Source organism: Sphingomonas sp. J315, assembly GCF_024666595.1.
GTDB lineage: Bacteria > Pseudomonadota > Alphaproteobacteria > Sphingomonadales > Sphingomonadaceae > Sphingomonas.
In genome coordinates, this window is record NZ_CP088296.1 from 1,288,879 (window position 1) to 1,308,835 (window position 19,957).

Sequence of the window (19,957 nt, forward strand, 5' to 3'; positions counted from 1 at the left end):
TGTTCGGTCGCGATGATCCCGTTTCCCGCTCGACACCCTCCCCAGAGCAAGAACGGACAGTCTGCTCGTTAATTCTGACAATCCATCAAGAATACGATTGCAAGCCATGCTGCATCGCGGCAAGTGCGAGTTGTTCGTGCTGTCCGCGGACAGGCTTGGAGACCGATCAAATTATGAAACCCTATCTGACGTGCGTGTGCACGGCACTCCTCTTCGCCGCGCCGATGCAAGCATTGGCCGCGCAGGCCGCGCCCGCGGCGGCGATCGCCGTAAAGAAGAACCAGACGATCATCGACGCCGACGGCCGCGTGCTGGGCAAGGTCTATGAAGTGAATGATGCGGGCGGCTTCGTTACCTTCACCGCGCAGATGAAGGTGTATCGCGTGCCGATCTCGACGCTGTCGGCCGACGGGGCGCGACTCAAGACCACCCTGACCCGCAAGGCGATCGGTCTCTGACGCGCAGGGGCCGGCGCGCCGGCCCCTTCCCTAGCCCTGCGGCGCAATCATGCGGGTCAAAATGCGCGCCTGTGCGGCGCGGATACGCTGCGCCGATATGGTCAGCCGGGGTTCCCGGTGCACCGCAGCGGCCAGCCGCTCAATCGATGCGAACAGCACGATGCTCTCGGCATAGGCGTCGGTTTCATCCAGCGGCGGTTCGAGATGCGGCGCCCGCTTCAACAACTCCCAAAAACGGTTGAGCACCGCTTCCGCCCATCGGCCGCGCAATCTGGCGAACCGCGGATCCCCCCGGTCGGCTTCCATCATGCGATAGTGAAGCACCGCATTGTGCCGCTCCCATTGCTCGGCAAGCATCTTCAGGAATGCCTCGCTGTCTTCCGCAACCCGCGCGTTGCTGTGGAAGATGTCGAGCTTCGAAAATGCTGCCAGCATGTCTTCGGTCGCCGCCTCGCTGAGCGCATAGAGAATATCCTGCACATCGCGAAAATAGACGTAGAATGTTGCCGATGCGGTTCCGGCCTCGGCGGCGATCGCCATCGCGGTGAGGTCCATCGGCGAGGTCGAAGCGAGCAACAGCGCGGCCGCGTCGACCAGGCGTTGGCGCGTCTCGCGCCCCTTGCGGCCCAACGCGTGCGGCGACGAGGATCGAAAGGAAGCATCAGCACGCGTCATGATGTGGAATCTAGGCGCCCGCTGTACCGAGTGAAAGCTTGATACCGGTCCCGGTGATCGCCGCGGCATCCTGCGAGAGCAGGAACGCCACCACAGCCGCCGCGCTTTCGAGACTCACCCAACCCGCCGGATCGGCGTCGGGCATGTCCTTGCGGTTGGCCGGCGTATCGAGGATGGTCGGCAGAATTGCGTTGACGCGGATGCCCCTGCCCCGAAGCTCTTCGGCAAGGCTCTCGGTCAGCGCCATGACGCCTGCCTTCGAGGCCGCATAGGGCGCCATGCCCATGCCCGGCGCGGCGGATGCCGCCGCGCCGACATTCACGATCGCACCCGATTTCAGGTGAGGCAGCACCGCCCGCGAGCTGATTGCTGCGGTGCGCAGGTTGATGCGATACATGGCGTCCCAGCTTGCGATCGACCCGGTTTCCACCGGCTCCCAGGTGAAACCGCCGGCGACATTGATCAACGCGTCGATCTCGCCCAACGCACCCGCTGCTTCGGAGAATGCTGTCGCCACCGCCGTTTCATCGGCAAGATCAACACCCGCGATGACGCGGTCTGCGTCACTCTCGCCCGATGCGATATCGACTGCAACCACGCGATGCCCCCGCGACTTCAAGGTCGTCACGACCGCGCGCCCCAATCCGCCCAGTCCCCCGGTGACGATCACATGTCCCATCGCTGTCCTCCATACACTCGATTCTACGCGATCTAACCCGATCGCCCGCTGCCGCCAACGCAACCAGAAAGCATCGAATATGCGATGCTCTACCCGGCACCTTGCGCTGCGCACTGCGGAGATAGGAAGCTGGCCCGTGATGAGGATCATGCGGACCGATGACCGCGATGTCGCGGTGCTCATGTTCAATCGCCCGGAGCGATTGAACGCGATCGACACGGCAATGCTGGCTGAGCTCAACACCCATCTCGACACGATCGAGAGCGATGCCAGCCGCGCTTTGGTGATCACAGGTTCGCCGCGCGCCTTTTGCGTCGGTTCCGACCTCAAGGAGAAGGGCGCGGATGGCGAGTTGCGCATCCGTCACATGCATGCGTTGATCCAGCGGCTCCGGGCATTTCCGAAAATCGGGGTCGCCGCGCTTTCCGGCTACGCACTGGGAGGCGGGCTGGAAATCGCATTGGGACTGCAGTTTCGGATCGCCGACCCTAATGCCGTGCTTGGCCTGCCCGAGGTGAAACTCGGCCTGATACCCGCTTATGGGGCGACGCAGATCTTGCCCCGCCTGATCGGCGAGACGCGGTCGCTCGACCTGATGCTGAGCGGCGACCCGATCGACCCGGTCACCGCGCTGGCCTGGGGGCTGATCGATCGGATCAGCGAGAATGTGGTCGAGGCCGCAGTCGAATTCGCACTGCAACGCGCAGGCAACAGTCCCTCGGCCGAAGCCGCGATACGTCAAGCGGTACGCGCGAGCGGGATGCCGCTTGCCGAAGGCCTGGACGTGGAGCGCGAACTGGCAATCGCGACGTCTGGAAGCAATGAGGCGAAGGCCGCGCTCGCAGCCTTCAAGGCGGGCTAACCGCCCCGATCGCGGCCGCATAGTCGGCAGACAAGCGCTCGACCAGTTCGGCGACGGACGGCACGTCCGTGATCGCACCGACGCCCTGCCCCGCCGACCAGATGTCCTTCCAGGGTCTGAGTCCGCGTTCGTCAAGCACGGGAAGCGGGCCGGTCGCGGCCTGAAACAAAGCCGGGTCGAGCCCATTGGCGGTGAGCGATCTGGTCAGGAAATTCGCCGGCGTCCCGCTGATCCCGCGTGTCGCCAGCACATCCTTTGCGCGCGATGCGATGAGCATCGCGTGATAGTCGGGATGTACCGATGCCTCGCGCGTCGCGATGAAGCGGGTGCCCATATAGGCAAGATCCGCTCCCATCATCCGCGCTGCAGCTACGTCCCGCCCCGTTGACATGCCCCCGGCAAGCAGGATGGTGCCGTCGAATACGGCGCGCACCTCGTTCAGCACCGCAAAGGGGTTGAGCCAGCCGGTGTGCCCGCCGGCACCTGTGGTCAACACGATCAGGCCATCGACCCCCGCCTGCGCTGCGATCTCGGCGTGGCGCGCGCTGGCGACGTCGTGAAAGACGGTGCCACCATAGTCATGTACCGCCGCAACGACATCGTGATCCGCTCCGAAGGAGGTGATCACGAGCGGAACCTGGCGTCGCACCGTAATCGCCAGATCTTCAGCCAGCCGTCCATTCTGCTTGCCGACGATCAGGTTCACGCCATAGGCCGCATCAGTCTCGTCCAACGCAGCGCCGATCTGCTCGAGCCAGCTCTCATAGTCCGCCGCACTGCGCGCGTTCAGCGACGGGAAGGTTCCGATGATCCCTGCCTTGCATGCCGCAATCGTCAGCGCCGGATTTGAGATGAGGAACATCGGCGCCACCATCACGGGTAGCTCAAGATTGCACCGAAGCCGTTCAGCGATGGCCATGTTGATATCCTGTTGCCCCGGGCGAGCTTATCGGATGCGGGCGCCGTTTCGTATCCTTGGCGCGACGCATCACAACCATGCGCTTGGCTGCCGCTCCATTGCGCAGAGACGGCGCGAGACATACCGCAATGTCCGACAGGCTGAAGGGGCCGATACGTTCACAATGCTTCCTGGAGCAGACGCTTATGAAACTCGATTCCTCGATTTCCGCGATCGTCACCGGCGGCGCCTCCGGCCTGGGGCACGCAACCGCGAAGGCGATCGCCGAAACAGGCGCGAAAGTCGCCATCTTCGATCTCAATGAGGAACTGGGCGAGAAGGTCGCCGCCGAAATCGGCGGCATTTTCTGCAAGGTCGATGTGCTGTCCGACGAGTCAGTCGATGCGGCGTTCGAGAAGGCCCGCTCGGCAAATGGCCAGGAGCGGGTACTGGTCAATTGCGCCGGGACGGGCAACTCGATCAAGACCGCCGGCGTCGACAAGAAGACCGGTGAGATCAAGTATTTCCCCAGCGACAAGTTCGCCTGGGTTTTGATGGTCAACACGGTGGGCACATTTCGCTGCATCACCCGTTCGGCGGCGGGCATGCTGACGCTCGACCCGGTGGACGGGGAGCGCGGCGCGATCGTTTGCACCGCATCCGCTGCAGCCCAGGACGGGCAGATGGGTCAGGCGGCCTATTCAGCGTCGAAGGCAGCCGTGGTCGGCATGACGCTCCCGATCGCGCGCGATCTCTCCGGTTCGGCGATCCGCATCAACACGATCATGCCGGGCATTTTCGCGACGCCGCCGATGCTGGGCGTGCCGGACAATGTGCGCAGCGTACTGGAGGCATCGGTCCCCTTTCCGAAACGCTTCGGGGCGCCGGCTGAATATGCCAGCCTGGTGCTGGAAATGGTACGAAACGGCTATTTCAACGGCGAGACCGTGCGTCTCGATGGCGCCATCCGCATGCCGATGCGCTGAGGAGCAGCAAGATGAGCTTTATCCTGTACGAAGTTCGCGACCGCGTTGCGATCGTCACACTCAATCGGCCCGAGGCGAACAACGCGCAGCACCCGCCTCTGCTCGCCGAACTGGACGCTGCGTTCGACAAGGCGGTCGCCGACGACAATGTCCGGGTCATCGTGCTGAATGCCAGCGGCAAGCATTTCTCGGCCGGCCATGACATCTCGGCGGAGGTGGTGAAGCACGAACCCTGGCTGTCGATGTTCGACGATGTCAGCGCGAACGGCCTGCTTCGGATGTACCGCTGGGAAAGCAAGCATTTCCTCGGCTATTCGAACAAGTGGCGCAACCTCCCCAAGCCCACCATCGCCGCGGTTCAGGGGGCCTGTGTCGCGGCCGGGCTGATGCTGATCTGGCCGATGGATCTGATCGTCGCGGCCGACAATTCGCGCTTTTCCGATCCCGTGATCAACATGGCGATCGGCGGCGTCGAATATCACGGCCACACCTGGGAGTTCGGCCCCCGCAAGGCCAAGGAAATGCTGTTCACCGGCCGCTGGATGAATGCCGAAGAGGCCGAGAAGGTCGGCATGATCAATCGCGTCGTCCCGCTTGAGCAGCTGCATGAGGCCACGCTGGCATTGGCGAACGACATCGCGACCAAGCATCCGCACGGCCTGCTCATGGCCAAGCGCGCGGTCAATCAGACGATGGACATCATGGGACAATATGCCGCGATCCAGGCGTGCTTCGATACCCATTCTCTGGGCCATGCCAATGCCTGGGCCGCCGAAGGCCGGGTCACGCTCGCCAATCTCGAAGAAATGACTGCAGCCAACAAGAAGGCCTGAAGGATCCCGTCCAATGAAGCTTGCCCTCTCCGAAAGCCAGTCGATGCTGAAGGACACCGTCGCCCGCCTGTTCGCGGACGAGGCGACGCCGGAGCGGCTGCGCGCCGCCGAGGATACAGGGGTCGATCAGGCACTATGGGACAAGCTGGTTGAGCTGGGCATTGTCGGTATCCGGGCGATCGAGCCGCAGGATGGCGGGATGACGCTGATGGACGCGGCCATCGTTGCCGAGGAAGCAGGCCGCCATGTCGCGCCCGTGCCGCTGATCGAAGCGATCGTTGCGATCGCGCTGCTCCACCGGCTGGATGCCCCCGCCGCGCTGTTGTCCGCGGTCGATAGCGGGGCGATCGCAACGCTTGCGCTCAACCCGGTCGTGCCGGGCGTGGCCCAACCGGTGCTCGGCGGGTCGCGCGCCCATGTCGTGCTCGCGCTTGACGGAAACGACCTCGTCGCCCTGACCGGGTTGAATGCCGCGAAAGCGTCCAATATCGCCGCCGCCGCGGTCGCCAATCTCGATCTGTCGGACGGCGCGGGCGAGCGGTTCGTGCTGGCGACCGGCGACATTGCGGTATCGCAGTTCGCCGCCGCGTGCGAGGAATGGAAGGTCCTCACCGCTGCCTATCTGGCCGGTCTTGGCCGCCGGGCGCTCGAGCTCGCCGCCGCCTATTCGGTCGAACGCCATGCCTATGGCTCGCCGATCGGCGCCTATCAGGGCATTGCGCATCCGATGGCCGACGCGGCGACGCATATGGACGGGGCAAAGCTGCTGGCATGGCGCGCCATTGCCTCGATTGCAGCGGGCGATGCCAAGGGAGGCGCGCGCGCCGCCATGGCCTATTGGTGGGCGGCCCATAGCGTAGACCAGGCGGTGCAACATTCGGTGCGTACCTTTGGTGGCTATGGCCTCAGCCTCGAATATGACGTCCAGCTCTATTTCCGCCGCGCCAAGCTGCTGTCGCTGATCGCGGGCGACCCCAATGCCGAGCTCGACCGCATCGCCGCGCGCCTTTGGGACGGCGAGACCGTAGCCCTGCCCCGCGCCGGGGAGGTGGAGATCGATTTCGAATGGGGCGCGGAGGCCGACGCCTATGCCGCCGAGTTGCGCAGCTTCGTCGAAGGGCAGATGACCCCCGATATCGAGGCGAAGAAGCATCATTCCACCGCGGGCCACCATCCCGGATTCCACAAGAAGCTGGCCGAGGCTGGCCATGCCTATCCCGACCTCGGCGCCGACGGCCAGAAGGTCCGCAGCCGCTACGAAGTGATGGCCGCTGCGCCGATGTGGGAAGATATCGGTTGGACCCGCACGCCGATCGCTGTCACCGAGTTCGTCGCCAAGATGGCGCAGCTCTGGTCGCAGCCGGAAACAAAGGAAGAGATCGTCGGCGCCATCGCCCGCGGCGAAGCATTGGGCGCGCTCGGCTTCTCCGAGCCGCAATCGGGCTCGGACGTGTTCGGGACAAAGTTCAGTGCCGTACGCGATGGTGACGAATGGGTGCTGAACGGGCAGAAAATGTTCACCACCAACGGCCACCAGGCCGACTATATCCTGATGCTGACCCGCACCGACAATAGCGGCAAGAAGCACCAGGGCCTGACGATGTTCATCATGCCGATGAAGCTGCCCGGCATCGAACTGCACCCGGTCTATACGCTGCAGGACGAGAAGACGAACATCACCTACTTCACGGATGTCCGCATTTCGGATCGCTACCGCATCGGTGAGGTCGGCGACGGCGCGCGCGTCATGGCATCGGCGCTCGGCTTCGAACATGGTGGATCAGGCTATCACGCGGCGCAGACCGCGATGATGCGCCGAGCCCTTACCTGGGCGCGCAAGCCCAGCGGCAATGGCGCGGCGCCGATCGACAACCCGTTTCTTCGTCGCGTGCTGGCTCGTGCCGCAATCAACGACGAAGTGGCGGACGTGCTCTGCCGGCGCCAGGTGTGGGCGGATGTCGAAGGCATCCACGACATCAGCTATGGTCCGATGGCGAAGATGTTCACGACCGAAACCATGTACCGGGATGCCAGCGCGATCGTCGAGGCCGGCGCGCCCGGTTCGCTGGTGCGCGGTGTCGATCCCGACATGGACTATGTCGAGACAACGATGCGGCGGGCCATCGCCATGACCGTCTATGGCGGCACCAGCGAAGTGCACCGCAGCCTGATCGCCGAGAAGTCGCTGGGCATGCCCAAATCGCGAAGCTGAATCCGCCCACGCTTGACAGGGAGCGCCTCGCGGCGTTCCACAGCGGGATGGACGAGACGAACAAGCATGGACAGTCGATCGGCCGCAAGGGCGCCGAAAGCCGGCGGCGGTTGCTCGATGCGGCCCGTCAGCTGATCGCGGTCGAGCCGGCGCACAAGTTGACGGCCAGTGCCATTGCCCGCGCTGCGACACTGGCTTCGCAAACATTCTATTTGTACTTCAAGGATATCGACGAAATCCTTCTGGCCCTCAGCCATGAGGCCGGGGCAGACATGGATGAGGTCCAGGAGGCGCTACGCGGCGACTGGACATCGGCCACGCCTGCAGAACATGCGACGCGCTTCATCGACGCCTTCAGCGCCTATTGGGACCGGCATCGAACGATCCTCACGGTCCGCAACTATTTGTCGGACAGCGCGCATCCCGCGTTCCTCGCCGTCCGCCAGGAAGCGGCAATGCCGCTGATCCACGCGATCGCCGAACGCATCCTCGCGGCGCACCCCGATGACGTCGATCCGAAATCGGCACTGGCGCGCAGCGTGATCATCTATTCGGCGATCGAGCGCATGGCAGCGCGTCCCGCAACGATGCGACAGAATCCTGCGATCGTCGCGCCGGATGACCTGAAACAGGCCGAGATCGACATCCTGACATTGCTGTTCACGCCGACCGTCAAGGGTTCGCCCGCAGATCGCGCACTCGCCTCGTTTCGCCACCAGGCATAAAGAAGCCGCCCGGACCCAGGGTCCGGGCGGCATAGCTTGCCTATCGCGATGTTCAGCGCTTGCCGTCGAGCAGGCCCTTCAAGTTGCTGCTCATGAACATCTCCTGTTCTGCCGGCGTGAAATCCTTCACCTCGTGGAGGAAGTCGAGCGGCATCGCGAGCCCTTCGGCATGCGGCCAGTCGCTGCCGAACACCAGGCGCTCGACCGGGACGAATTCGCGCAGCTCGTTCAGGTCCTCCTCGTAATATGGCTCGACGAACACGCTCTCTCGGAACGTATCGATCGGATGGCGCTTGAACGCCTGCGGCATCTGGCCATGGGCGCGCTTGAACATCTTCATCAGATGCGGAACCCAGATCGAGCCGTTCTCGGCCGACATCCAGCGAATGTTCGGGAAGCGATCCATCACGCCATGCGCGATCAGCGCCGCGATGGTGTCGGCGATCGAGCGCCCCTGCGTATCCATGCAAGCCTTCAACGGATCCGAACGGTCGAACGCGACCATCTCGCTGGCGCCGCTACCCCACCAGCGATAGATCTGATCGTAACCGCTGTCGGACACATGCAGTACGACGAAGATGTTCGATTCGTTGACCTTGCCCCAGAAACGGTCGAACTCGCGGAGGCCAGGGGAACGCGGGCCGAACAGTCCGGGCACCGGCGCCGGACGGATCAGGATATGGCGTGCGCCATTCTTCAGCGCCCAATCCAGTTCCTGTTCGGCCTTCTCGGCATCGGCCAGCGAGATATAGGCGCAGGGATAGAGCCGGTCCTTGTAGTTGAAGGTCCATTCGTCGAGCACCCAGGCGTTGAGCGAATGAACCAGCGCCGCCATCAGCTCGACATTGTTGCCCATATGCCCCTCGATGATCGAGGCCAGGGTCGGGAAGATGAGCTGGGCGTGCACGCCCTGCTCGTCGAGCAGCTTCAGCCGGGCTTCGGGATTGCCGAACTCGGGCTGATAGGCCAGCGGATCGCCGGTGAGCTCGCGCAGCGTCTTGCCCTCGGCATTCTCGCCGCGATACCAGATTTCATGGCTGCCCGGCGCAGCGACGACCTCGAAGGTCGGGTTGGGTATATATTCGCTGATATGCCCGTTGATCGCCAGCTTGGTGCGGCCCTCGACCTGCACATACTGGAAATCCTTGTGAAACTGCTTGGGCAGATGGCGGCGGAACGTGTCCATCGTCTCATAGAGATGTCCATCGCCGTCATAGACCGCATAGGGCAAAATGCGGGTTTCGGGTTCGCGTTCAAGTACAGCCGTTACAGCCACAATCTCTCTCCTTGATCGCCGCAGCCGTATCAGGCCGCGTTGCGTATTGCTTCGGGTTCGAACATCGGAAGCCAGATATCCTCATCGTGATCGAACGTGACTCTGACACGCATGCCGATGTGGACCTGATCGGATGCGATGCCGCGTATGTTGGTGGTGAGCTGAAGCCCATCCTGCTCGTCCAGCCGAACGACGCCGATGACATAGGGCACCTCAAGGCCCGGACCCCACGCCTTCTCGTTCACCGTATAGCTGAACACCGTGCCTCGTCCGGACAGCGGCTCGGGGGCGAGATGCTTGGTCAGGCATTTCGGACAGACCGGTTGGGGCGGATGCACCCAGAAGCTGCAATCCTGGCATCGCAGCATGCGCAGCACGCCGTCTTCGCCGCTTGTCCAATAGAAGCGGTTCAGATCGTCGAGCCTGGGCAGCATCCGCTGATAACCGGCACCCATCTCACTCGGCCGCTTCGAGTTCGCCGTCCTGCTTGGCGACGTCCATGAACATTTTGGTGATGTCGCCCGAGGTCACCCGGCGCGCGACCTCGCCCTCGGCGAGCGGTGCGGGGCCACCATAGCTTCGGGGCGCGGTGTCGATATGCTCGGCTGCCTTGCGCAACCTGCCGACGGTGCAGTTCTCCCGGCCGCCCATCATTCCAAAAGCGTCGAAGTTGAACAGGCGCAACGCGTTGCCATGGGTGATCTTCTCGATCGCCGTGTCGGAAATCCCGCTCAGCGTCGCCCTCAGGCGGTCGGCCGATTCCGGCCACACCGTATCGGAGTGCGGATAATCGCATTCATAGGCGACATTGTTCTCGCCGATCTTGTCGAGATTCTCGAGGCCGAAGGCGTCGTCGATGAAGCAGGTCAGGAAATGCTCGCGGAACACATCGCTCGGCTTCTTCTTTCCGAAATCGGCGTGGGTCCAGGCCTTGTGATGCTCATGGACGAAGTCGGCACGTTCGAGGAAATAGGGAATCCAGCCGATCCCGCCTTCGGACAGCGAGACCTGAAGCGGATAGCGCTGCAATGCCTTAAGGTGCAGCCAGTCCGCCGCCGAATTGACGATCGAGATCGGCATGGTCGTGATCCAGGCATCGATCGGCGATTCCATCGATGCATGCGGGGCCTGCGCGCCCGATCCGATATGAATATTGATCACGATGTCGTGGTCGGCGCACGCCTTCCAGAGCGGTTCCCAATGCTCGTTGTGGATGCTCGGCTGTCCCTTGAGCGAGGGATTGTCGCTGAAGGTGATCGCGTGGCAGCCCTTTGCGGACACGCGCTTGATCTCCTCGACCGTCGCATCGATGTCCCAATAGGGCACCAGCGCCAGCGGAATGTTGCGGCCCGGATGGCTGCCGCACCATTCGTCGATATGCCAGTCATTATAGGCCCGCAACAGCGTCAGCGCGTTCGCCTTGTTGTCGAACTCGTGGAACAGCGCGCCGTCGAGATCGGACCACGCTGGGAAAGTTGAGCGAAGCCAGGATCCCGTTGGCGTTCATGTCCTCGATGCGTGAATCGATGTCCCACGCGCCCTTGCGCATCTGCTCGAAGGAAACCGGCTCGCAGCCATATTCCTCTTTCATCCGGCCGACGACGGCATTCAGCCCGATCGAGCCGGTACGCTTGCCCTCGTACAGCCAGAAATCTGCGCCGTTCGCATCCTTGCGCAGCTCCGGCTTGATCGCTTTGTGCTGCACCGAAAGATGCTGATCGTACATGGTGGGCGGCTCGACGATATGGTCGTCGACGCTGACGATAATGAGATCCTCAACCTTCATGGCATCGATCCTCTTCCTAAAACTGACATATTGTTGGTTTTCTGACTACAACAATCCGCACCCTGCGTAAAGGCGGTTCAGCTCAGCGCTTGACCAGTTCGACCGACGAGGTGTCGCGGTCCCAGGTCGCCTCAGTGATCCCCTGATCGCGCAGCTCATATTTGAGCACACGTCCGACGGGGTTCTTGGGCAACGCCGCGCGGAATTCGATAAAGCGCGGCACCGCGAAATAGGGCAGGTTCTCAACCGACCAGCGGCACAGTTCTTCCTCGGTCAACCCCGCCCCCCTCGACGAGGACGATCGTCGCCTTCACATCGTCCTCCAGATCGGCGAGCACGGCATGGACGGCGACTTCCTGGATGGCGGGATGCAGGCTGAACACCCCCTCCACTTCCATCGAGGAGATATTCTCGCCGCGGCGGCGCAGATAGTCCTTCTTCCGGTCGAGGAAGTAGAACCAGCCGTCAGCGTCGAACTTGCCGATGTCGCCGGTGTGGAACCAGAAGTTCTTGAGCACCTTCATCGTTTCGGCGGGCCGGCCCCAATAGCCCTCGAACATCACATGGGGCTTTTTCGGGCGGACCAGGATTTCGCCTGGCGTGTCGGCCGGAACCTCAGCGTCGTCATCGTCGACGATCATCACCTCGAAATCGTCATTGTGGGTGCCCGAGCTTGCGGTGGGGCGCGGCACGGTCATGTCGACGCTCGTGACGATCGCGCATTCGGTCAGGCCGTAGCCTACGGGCGCATGGACATGTTTGGGCGCAAAGCGTTCGCGCCAGATCGTCTGCAGCTCTTCAGGAAACGGCGCGCCCCCTGCCACGCGCAGCTTGCCCTTGTAACGCAACGAGGCGGGGTTGTCGGGCGCCTCGGCCACAAACCGCACCATCGACGAGAGGATATGAGTGACGGTCGCGCCGACCCGCTCCAGCTCGTCCCAAAAACGCGACACCGAGAAGCGCGGATAGATCGCGCATTTCCCGCCAACCATCATCGACGACAGGACGGTCGCGGAATATTGGTTCATGTGGAAGCCGGGCAACGGCGTCCACACGACATCATCCCCGTCATAATGAAGGCAGGTCGCAAGCTGTCGTGCCTGGTTGCACAGATAGTTCTGACTGATCATGCAGCCCTTGGAGGGGCCGGTGGTGCCGGCGGTGTAGACCAGCATCGCAAGATCGCCGGGCTTGCTCTCATGGCCCGTGGGCTCCTCGGTCGGGACCAGCACATCGGCGAGCATGCGCATCTCGAGCTTGTTCGCCGCCATGCCTTCCGGCAGCTCGCCCTTGATCAGCAGCACCCGGGCGTCGGGCAGGCCACCCTCGATCGCGATCAGCCGCTCGACATATTCCTTTTCGGCGACCAGCACGGCGGCCCGCGAGTCCGCGACCTGGTGGCGCAGATACTCGCCCTTATAGGCGGTATTGAGCGGGACATGGACCGCGCCGATCTTTGCGCAGGCGAACAGCAGCAGCAGCTGTTCGACGCAGTTGTCGAGGATCGATATCACGCATTCGCCGGGACGCGCGCCCGATGCCCGCAAGGCATGGGCAAGGCTCGTGCTCTGCGCGTCGAGGAAGCCAAGCGTGTACTTCTCGCCCGAATAATCCACGAACTCCCAGTTGGGGCCGCGCTTCGCCAGGGCGCTCCGCAGCACTTCGACCGTGGTCGTCTGCGTGCCGGGAGACCAGTTGGGGTTCGTCATGATCGTCCTCTCATCTTGTTCAGTCGCGTACCAGCAGCATCGCGCCCGCCATCGGACCGCCGCCATTGGTGACCGCTGCAACCTTGGGATCTCCGGCAACCTGCCGTGCTCCGCCCTGCCCGCGAAGCTGGACCACAGCTTCGTGAATGAAACCGAAGCCATGGGTGCGCCCACCGGACAATTGCCCGCCATGCGGATTGAGCGGCAGCGCGCCGTCACGCGCGATTCGGCTGCCGCCTTCGACAAACGCGCCGCCCTCGCCGATCCCGCAAAACCCCATCGCCTCGAGCCAGGTCAATGCGAGGAAACTGAACCCATCATAGAGCAGCGCGACATCGACGTCCGCAGGCTTCAAATCGGTTCGCGACCACAGCATCCGTGCCGCATCATGTGCCGCCATGCGCGGCATGTCCGCCTGGTCCCAGGCGGCCCGGCCATGGATGCCACCACCCACCGAGTCGATGCGCACGACCGGCTTGCTGCGGTCTGCCACCGCATCCGCGGCGGAGAGCAGGATCACGGTCGAGGCATCGGTCGGTGCATCGCAATCGAGCAGACCGAACGGCGTGCTGATCATCCGCGCCGACAGATAATCGTCCATCGTCATCGGTTCGCGGAACAGCGCCTTGGGATTGTCCATCGCGCCGCGCCGCGCGTTGAGTGCGATCGCGCCAAGATGCTCGCGCCGGGTCCCGTACAGATGAAAATGGCGCTGCGCATATTGCGACAACCAGTTGGTCGCCGAGATCGCGTCATAGGGGAAAATATACTGAAATTCGCCGTCGAGCCGAACGCGTTGCGTGCGGACTTCGGCATTCTCCTTCCACGACGCCCCGCCCGACCCTTCCTTGACGGTACGGAAACACAGGACGTGCCGCGCCAACCCCGCCTTGATCGCAGCATAGGCATTGATGATGGAACCAAGCTGCGCCGACCCTTCCATCGCCCCGGCAAACCAGTTCAGTTTGAAATCGAGCGCTTCCTTGAGATCCATCGTGCCGACTGGGGAGAACGGGATCGCATCGGGCCGGCGGCCCGGAAAGGTCGACATGCCGTCGATGTCGGCGACAGTCAGCCCGGCGTCGGCGATCGCCTCAAGCGCCGCGTCCACGGTCAGCTCGAGGCCCGACTGCGGCAGCTTTCGCCCGACCGCAGACTGTCCGATGCCAGTGATGACGACGTCGATTCCCGTCATGTTCATCCTTCTCCTGTCCGCGGCATAGCTGACATCATGTCAGCTTTCCAAAGCTGCGTGTGCAACTGTCTGTTTCATCACATACGTGACCGCGTTCAGGCGATAACGCCCGTCTCGAGGAGCGCCTCGATCTCGTCCGCTCGATAGCCGAGCTCTGCCAGCACGGTCCGGCTGTGCTGGCCTAGCATCGGCGGGGCGACCGGCGAGACAACCGGCGTACGGCCAAGCTTGAGCGGGGAAGCAACGAGCTTCAGCTCGCCTGCGCTCGGATGCGCGACCTTAGCGACCATATCGCGCGCAGTCGCTTCCGGCGCGGCGAGCGCTTCCCCAACCTGACGCACCGCGCCGGTCGGTACGCCGACCGATCGCAGACCCGCCAACCACCATTCGGTCGTGTGCTCGCGCATCAGCGGCATGATCTCCGCCAGCAGCGCATCGCGATTGGCGACGCGCGAACCATTCTTCGCGAACCGTTCATCCGTCGCGAGATCGGGCCGGTCGAGCAGACGGGTTGCGAAGGCCGCGAACTGCGCATCATTGCCGACCGCGACCACTACCTGTCCGTCGCGGGTATCGAACAATTGATAGGGCACGACCGTCGGATGGCCGTTCCCATAGCGGCGCGGCTCGGTGCCGGCGACAAGCGCGGCGCTGCCGACATTGGCCAGCATCGCAAGCTGGCAATCATAGAGCGCCATGTCGAGATGCTGCCCGGCCCCGTCGCGATCGGCGGCGATCAGCGCCGCCAGGATCGCCTGCGCCGCCGCCATGCCGGTGAAAAGATCGGCAACAGCCACCCCGACCTTCATTGGCTCGCCATCGACCGGGCCGGTGACCGACATCAGCCCCCCTCGGCCTGGATCACATAGTCATAGCCGGGCCGCTCCGCGATGGGCGAGCGCCGCCCATAGCCCGAGATCGAACAATAGACGATGCGCGGGTTGATCGCGGCGATCGATGAATAGCCGAGGCCGAACTTCTCCAGCCCGCCAAGCTTGTAATTCTCGACCAGCACATCGGCCTGCGCCGCCAGGTCGCGCACGATGCGCTGTCCTTCGGGCTTCGAGATATCGAGCGCGATGCTGCGCTTGTTGCGGTTGGCGCACAGATAATAGGCCGACTCGCCACCGGTATAGGGCGGGCCCCAATGGCGCGTGTCGTCACCACCGCGCGGATGCTCGACCTTGGTGACCTCGGCACCCAGGTCCGCGAGCACCATCGTGCACCAGGGGCCGGCCAGCACACGCGACAAGTCAAGGACACGGCGCCCGGCAAGGGGTGCCGCACCCTTGTTCATGTTCGTCATTCGATCCCCCGATTGGTCAGATTGGCAGGCAGCGCATCACGCGGTTTGCAGGCTCGGCATGACGATGCGCGACGGCTCCCGGTTGGGCATCTGCACGACGTTGCGGCTGCCGCGGCCAAAGCGCGCGTCGATCTGTTCCATCAGCGCCTTGGACAGTTCCTCCTCGCGCCCGCGCATCACTTCGCTGATGCCGCCGATGCCGACGATCATGCGCTGCTGCCCGCTGATCCGGGGCAGCGGCGCGGCGATGATGCCGCCGCCGCGGGTCACCATGTCGCAGGTGAACGCATAGCCCTTGCGCCGGATCACGGCGATCTCCTCGAGCAGGTCGCGGATCTTGACCAGAGCTTCGCCATCCTGCGCTTCGGCATTGATCCGCATCACCAGCCGGGTGATCTCCGAATCGGTCATGGTGCTGAGCAGCGCATAGCCCGCGCCCGATGCGGCGAGCGGGCGCACGGTCCCAAGCGTCATGTGCAGTCGCGCCGGACTGGTCGCCTGGATCACATGGATGTACTGGATATGCAGACCGTTGCGCACGGCAAGGACGATGGTGTCGCCCGTCTGCTCGTTTAGCTCCTTCATCATGGAGATGATGGCGCCCTCTGCAAAAAACTGCGAGTTGACCCAGCTGCCAAGGAGCGCAACGCGACTCGAAGTGATGTAGGTGCGCGCCATTGGATCATAGTTGAGGTAACCCAAGCTCACCAGACTGCGAAGGAGCGCGGAGGTGCTGGACTGGGGATAGCCAAGCGCATCGGCGATCTCCATCACCGTCGACTGACGTTGCAAATCGTCAAAATATTCAAGGATTTCAAGCACTCGACCGGCAGATTTGACGGTCTTGTTCTCAATCGGCGCGCGAACCAGAATACGGTCTCGCGACGGGGCCGAACGGCGACGTGCCATCGGTTCTCTCCTAATTTCGGCGCTGCTGACGAGCGCTTGCGATCCATCGGCAACCGCAAGCTGCCTCAATCACATCCGTGCTGTCCATAGCAGACGGATCACATATGTGATATGCTCCACCCTCCTCCCCGAAAAGCCGACAATATGTTATTTTCTGGCCATGGCGGATCGTAGAACCGCCGCATCCGGAGAGGCATGATGCAGGTACGCTTTCCCAAATGGGATTTCTCGAAAGTCCGGGCGCATTGGGCGCCGCATCGCGAATTCGCGCAGATGCAGAACGCGGCATCGACCGTCCCGGCTTATATCGAACCCTATCTGGTCAAGGTGATGCTGCAAGCGCAGGCTGCGCTGCCCGCCCGATATGAGAAACTTCACAAGGATCTGGCGATCTTCATCAAGCAGGAGATGCAGCATTGCCGGCAGCATCTGCTGTTCAACAAGGCGCTGCGCGCTGACGGTTATGAAGGCATGCTGGCGATCGAGAAGGAATATGAGGCGGATTACGATCGCTTCCTGAAGACCAAATCGCTGCGCTTCAACGTCGCCTATTCGGAGGGATTCGAGGCGGTCAGTTCCGTCGCGGTCGACAATTTCTTCGAGGATTTCGCGCCATTCCTCGATGGCGCCGATACCGAAGCGGTCGAAATGTGGAAATGGCATCTGGCCGAGGAATATGAGCATCGCGAGGTGGCGCACGACGTCTATCACGCATTGTTCGGTCGCGGACCGATCGCATATCTCTATCGTATCTGGGCGTTCTTCTACGCGGTAAAGCATATCCGCGGCCATGTGCGCAAAGTGCAGACCTATCTGCTCGATAAGGACCGCGAGGGCATGAGCGCGGAGGAACGCGCCGCTTCGATCGCGCGGCAGCAGCATGTCCAGCAGGTCACCGGTCGGCACGCCAAGGCGCATCTCAAGCGCATCCTGTCGCCTTTCTACAAGCCCGCCGACCGGTTGCCGCCGCGCGGCCTACAGGAAGTCCTCGATCGCTACGCCCGCAAGCCGGCTGCCGGGACAGCCTAGGCTGTCCCGGGCCATCCCAGCACGGATGTGTTGATCGTCGGCGCCACGGTGTCAGCGCGCGGCACCGCGTCTAGGATCGTGCCCGGAAGGAACAGCAAAATGGCAGCCAAACGGCTTCTCGTCCTCGGCGCTTGCGGGGACATCGGACAGGGCATCGTCCGCGGCGCGCACGCACAGGGCTTCCGGCTTGTCGCCGGGGACCGAAACGCCGAGCGCCTTGTTCGCTATGATGACGGCTCAGGCATCGCCACCGTGGTCGGCGATCTCGGCTCGGTCGAGGCCGCGATCGCATTGTGGGAGGCAGCGCAGGTGCCGTTTGGGGGCATCGATGCAGTCGCCATCGCGGTCAATGCACCCAATGCGGCAAAGCCCCTGCTCGAATGGTCGAGCGCCGAAATGGCGGAGGTCTATGCGTCCAATTTGCTGACCCATTTCCATGCGATCAAGGCGATGCTCCCACGGCTGCCACGAGACGGGATGCTGATCGGGATCGGCGGCGGCACAGCGGACTTCATCCTCCCCAAAATGGCTCAGCTTTCGATGCTCCAGGCGGCACAACGGATGATGTACCGCGGCTTCGCCAGAGAATATCGCGACGGTGCGCAGATACGCGAGCTCATGCTGATCAGCATGATCAATGGCGAGCGCAAGCGCGACATCGCCGAACCGCATTGGGTGATGGACACCGAGGTCGGTGAGCATGTCTGCGCGATCATCGAAGATCCCGAAACCTTCGCCGGACCGATCCTGAGGCTGGAATCACGCGACCAGATCGGCAAACCCGAAACGGCACGCGAAAGGGCTTCTGCATGAGCGGCCCCGTCCTCAAGGCCGAGCGTGAGGGGCCGATCCTGATCCTGACGATCGATGATCCCGCGACGCGCAATGCGCTGAGCCCCGAGCTGACGCGCGCGCTGGTTGCCGCCTGCGCCGAAGCCAATTCGGACATGAGCGTCAGCTGTGTGATCTTGACGGGTGCAGGCGACGTGTTCTGCGCGGGCGGCAACATCAAGGACATGTATGCCCGCGCAAATCACTTCGCAGGCAATGCGGCGGAAATCCGCCGGACCTATCAGGCCGGCGTGCAGACGATCGCGCGCGCGCTGTATGACCTCGAAGTCCCCTCGATCGCGGCGGTCAATGGCGCAGCGATGGGCGCGGGGATGGACTTCGCCACGATGTGCACCATGCGCATCGCGTCGGAACGGGCAAAGTTCGCGGAGAGCTTCATCAAGCTCGGTCTGACTTCGGCGGCCGGCGGCGCATGGTTCCTCAATCGCGCGATCGGCGCATCGGCTGCGGCGGAACTGGCGCTTACCGGTGACACGATCGATGCTGCACGTGCGCTCGAGATCGGGCTTGTCAGTGGCGTGGTGCCGCACGCCACGCTGCTCGATGAAGCCAAGGCACTCGCGAAGCGGATCGCCCGGCATCCCGCCCATTCGATCCGGCTCAATACGCGATTGCTGCGCGAATCGGCGCGGCTCGATCTGTCCGCCGCACTGGAGATCGCATCGGCGATGCAGGCCGTCGTCCAACAGACTGACGATCAGCATGAGGCGGTCGCGGCTGCGGTGGAAAAGCGCCCGCCCGCCTATAAGGGCAAGTGATGGATCCGCTCGCGGTATATCGGCTGGATGACCGGCTCGCTGTCGTTACCGGGGCCGCATCCGGCATCGGGCTCGAAACGGCACGCTTCTATGTCGCGATGGGCGCAACGGTCGTGATGGCCGATATCGACGGAAAGATGCTGGCCGCACGCGCAGCCGAGATCGGCAAGTCCGCGCATGCCTTCGCAGCCGATCTGTCCGCCCCCCAGGCGCTCGAACGGCTGGCCCGGTTCGCCGCGTCCATTGCCCCGATCGATATCTGGGCGAATGTCGCTGGCACAGCGGGCCTGTTCGATCTGGTCGATGCTGAACCGGAGGCCTATGCGCGCATCGCGCGGATCAACATGGACGGCACCTATTGGGGCTGCGCCGCCGCCGCACGCGCGATGGGGACGCGAGGGGGCACGATCATCAACGTGTCGTCCAATGCCGCGGACCAACCGATGGCGGGCCTGTCGGTCTATGCGATGACCAAGGCCGCGGTGAACATGCTGACGCGCAGCCTGGCGGTCGAGCTTGGGCCGAAGCAGATACGCGTCAATGCCGTCGCGCCGGGCTTCGTCCTGACCGGGATGACCGGTCAGGCGCGAATGACGGCGGACAAGCTTGAGGAAACGCTCCGCCGCAACGCTGCCCGTTCGCCGATCGGCGCAACCGGCGAGCCTGCCGACATCGCCCATGCCATGCTCTATCTCGCCTCCGATGCCAGCCGCTATGTCACCGGTCAGATCCTGCGGGTGAATGGCGGCGCGACCATGCCCGGATAGGCGTTCTTGACGCTGTTTCAGCATCCCCGTGATGCTTGCCTT

21 protein-coding genes and 1 pseudogene are annotated in these 19,957 nt (G+C 63.3%); 10 read left to right on the top strand and 12 right to left on the bottom strand.

The genetic code is table 11. The features are described from left to right. The first annotated feature begins 173 nt into the window (after window positions 1-173). Window positions 174-458 carry a hypothetical protein gene (locus LRS08_RS06640; RefSeq protein ID WP_260481473.1) on the top strand — a complete coding sequence of 95 codons (285 nt, stop codon included), beginning with the start codon at window positions 174-176 and terminating at the stop codon, window positions 456-458. 30 nt (window positions 459-488) lie between these two features. Here the strand turns inward: LRS08_RS06640 and LRS08_RS06645 are convergent, their stop codons facing one another. Both LRS08_RS06645 and LRS08_RS06650 read right to left on the bottom strand, forming a co-directional pair. Next, entirely contained in the window at window positions 489-1,133 is a 645-nt protein-coding gene (locus tag LRS08_RS06645) for a TetR/AcrR family transcriptional regulator (protein ID WP_260481474.1), read from the bottom strand. Window positions 1,134-1,143: 10 nt separating this feature from the next. Beyond that, window positions 1,144-1,812, bottom strand: a complete 669-nt coding sequence (locus LRS08_RS06650; RefSeq protein ID WP_257844412.1) for an SDR family NAD(P)-dependent oxidoreductase — start codon at window positions 1,810-1,812, stop codon at window positions 1,144-1,146. A gap of 148 nt (window positions 1,813-1,960) precedes the next feature. On the opposite strand from LRS08_RS06650, the gene LRS08_RS06655 reads away from it, so the two are divergent. After that, window positions 1,961-2,674: an enoyl-CoA hydratase/isomerase family protein gene (locus tag LRS08_RS06655; protein WP_257844411.1), complete on the top strand. Its 714-nt coding sequence runs from the start codon at window positions 1,961-1,963 to the stop codon at window positions 2,672-2,674. On the opposite strand, the gene LRS08_RS06660 is transcribed toward LRS08_RS06655, so the two are convergent. After that, entirely contained in the window at window positions 2,661-3,593 is a 933-nt protein-coding gene (locus tag LRS08_RS06660; protein ID WP_260481475.1) for a nitronate monooxygenase family protein, read from the bottom strand. The two genes, LRS08_RS06655 and LRS08_RS06660, sit on opposite strands and share 14 nt — an antisense overlap. A 185-nt stretch (window positions 3,594-3,778) precedes the next feature. On the opposite strand from LRS08_RS06660, the gene LRS08_RS06665 reads away from it, so the two are divergent. The 4 genes from LRS08_RS06665 to LRS08_RS06680 are packed head-to-tail and all read left to right on the top strand — an operon-like array spanning window position 3,779 to window position 8,328. Then, on the top strand, window positions 3,779-4,558 hold the full coding sequence (locus LRS08_RS06665) for an SDR family NAD(P)-dependent oxidoreductase (protein ID WP_066580682.1): 780 nt from the start codon (window positions 3,779-3,781) through the stop codon (window positions 4,556-4,558). Window positions 4,559-4,569: 11 nt separating this feature from the next. Continuing rightward, entirely contained in the window at window positions 4,570-5,391 is an 822-nt protein-coding gene (locus tag LRS08_RS06670) for an enoyl-CoA hydratase (RefSeq protein WP_257844408.1), read from the top strand. A 13-nt stretch (window positions 5,392-5,404) separates the two neighbouring features. Continuing rightward, on the top strand, window positions 5,405-7,603 hold the full coding sequence (locus LRS08_RS06675; protein ID WP_260481476.1) for an acyl-CoA dehydrogenase family protein: 2,199 nt from the start codon (window positions 5,405-5,407) through the stop codon (window positions 7,601-7,603). A 47-nt stretch (window positions 7,604-7,650) separates the two neighbouring features. Next, window positions 7,651-8,328 (top strand): TetR/AcrR family transcriptional regulator, encoded by a 678-nt coding sequence (locus tag LRS08_RS06680; protein ID WP_257844405.1) that lies wholly within the window; start codon window positions 7,651-7,653, stop codon window positions 8,326-8,328. Between the two features lie 52 nt (window positions 8,329-8,380). Here LRS08_RS06680 and LRS08_RS06685 read toward each other — a convergent pair whose 3' ends face one another. The 9 genes and pseudogenes from LRS08_RS06685 to LRS08_RS06730 form a co-directional block, all read right to left on the bottom strand. After that, window positions 8,381-9,604 carry an amidohydrolase family protein gene (locus LRS08_RS06685; RefSeq protein WP_260481477.1) on the bottom strand — a complete coding sequence of 408 codons (1,224 nt, stop codon included), beginning with the start codon at window positions 9,602-9,604 and terminating at the stop codon, window positions 8,381-8,383. A gap of 29 nt (window positions 9,605-9,633) precedes the next feature. Beyond that, window positions 9,634-10,059 carry a Zn-ribbon domain-containing OB-fold protein gene (locus LRS08_RS06690; protein ID WP_257844403.1) on the bottom strand — a complete coding sequence of 142 codons (426 nt, stop codon included), beginning with the start codon at window positions 10,057-10,059 and terminating at the stop codon, window positions 9,634-9,636. A 1-nt stretch (window position 10,060) separates the two neighbouring features. Further along, window positions 10,061-11,005: an amidohydrolase family protein gene (locus LRS08_RS06695; RefSeq protein WP_260481478.1), complete on the bottom strand. Its 945-nt coding sequence runs from the start codon at window positions 11,003-11,005 to the stop codon at window positions 10,061-10,063. Beyond that, window positions 10,992-11,390 (bottom strand): hypothetical protein, encoded by a 399-nt coding sequence (locus tag LRS08_RS06700; RefSeq protein WP_260481479.1) that lies wholly within the window; start codon window positions 11,388-11,390, stop codon window positions 10,992-10,994. The genes LRS08_RS06695 and LRS08_RS06700 overlap by 14 nt, the downstream gene beginning before the upstream one ends. 82 nt (window positions 11,391-11,472) lie before the next feature. After that, entirely contained in the window at window positions 11,473-11,667 is a 195-nt protein-coding gene (locus LRS08_RS06705; RefSeq protein ID WP_257844402.1) for a hypothetical protein, read from the bottom strand. After that, the gene (locus tag LRS08_RS06710; RefSeq protein WP_257844401.1) at window positions 11,633-13,099 is read right to left on the bottom strand and encodes an AMP-binding protein; all 1,467 of its coding nucleotides are present in this window, start codon (window positions 13,097-13,099) and stop codon (window positions 11,633-11,635) included. The genes LRS08_RS06705 and LRS08_RS06710 overlap by 35 nt, the downstream gene beginning before the upstream one ends. A gap of 19 nt (window positions 13,100-13,118) precedes the next feature. After that, on the bottom strand, window positions 13,119-14,294 hold the full coding sequence (locus tag LRS08_RS06715) for a thiolase family protein (RefSeq protein ID WP_257844400.1): 1,176 nt from the start codon (window positions 14,292-14,294) through the stop codon (window positions 13,119-13,121). A gap of 95 nt (window positions 14,295-14,389) precedes the next feature. Beyond that, window positions 14,390-15,600 (bottom strand): annotated as a pseudogene (locus LRS08_RS20240) (CaiB/BaiF CoA transferase family protein). Window positions 15,601-15,636: 36 nt separating this feature from the next. After that, a complete protein-coding gene (locus LRS08_RS06730) occupies window positions 15,637-16,509 on the bottom strand; it encodes an IclR family transcriptional regulator (RefSeq protein WP_126003401.1) in 873 nt (290 codons plus the stop codon). Between the two features lie 195 nt (window positions 16,510-16,704). Here LRS08_RS06730 and LRS08_RS06735 point away from each other — a divergent pair, with 195 nt between their 5' ends. The 4 genes from LRS08_RS06735 to LRS08_RS06750 all read left to right on the top strand — a co-directional run bounded on the left by LRS08_RS06735 (window position 16,705) and on the right by LRS08_RS06750 (window position 19,915). After that, window positions 16,705-17,538 carry a metal-dependent hydrolase gene (locus LRS08_RS06735; protein WP_260481483.1) on the top strand — a complete coding sequence of 278 codons (834 nt, stop codon included), beginning with the start codon at window positions 16,705-16,707 and terminating at the stop codon, window positions 17,536-17,538. Window positions 17,539-17,637: 99 nt separating this feature from the next. Next, window positions 17,638-18,351 (top strand): SDR family oxidoreductase, encoded by a 714-nt coding sequence (locus tag LRS08_RS06740; protein ID WP_257844398.1) that lies wholly within the window; start codon window positions 17,638-17,640, stop codon window positions 18,349-18,351. After that, complete coding sequence (locus LRS08_RS06745; RefSeq protein ID WP_260481484.1) at window positions 18,348-19,148, top strand: enoyl-CoA hydratase-related protein; 801 nt, start codon at window positions 18,348-18,350, stop codon at window positions 19,146-19,148. Before LRS08_RS06740 ends, LRS08_RS06745 begins: the two co-directional genes overlap by 4 nt. Next, window positions 19,148-19,915 (top strand): SDR family NAD(P)-dependent oxidoreductase, encoded by a 768-nt coding sequence (locus tag LRS08_RS06750; RefSeq protein WP_257844396.1) that lies wholly within the window; start codon window positions 19,148-19,150, stop codon window positions 19,913-19,915. Before LRS08_RS06745 ends, LRS08_RS06750 begins: the two co-directional genes overlap by 1 nt. Window positions 19,916-19,957: the final 42 nt, after the last annotated feature.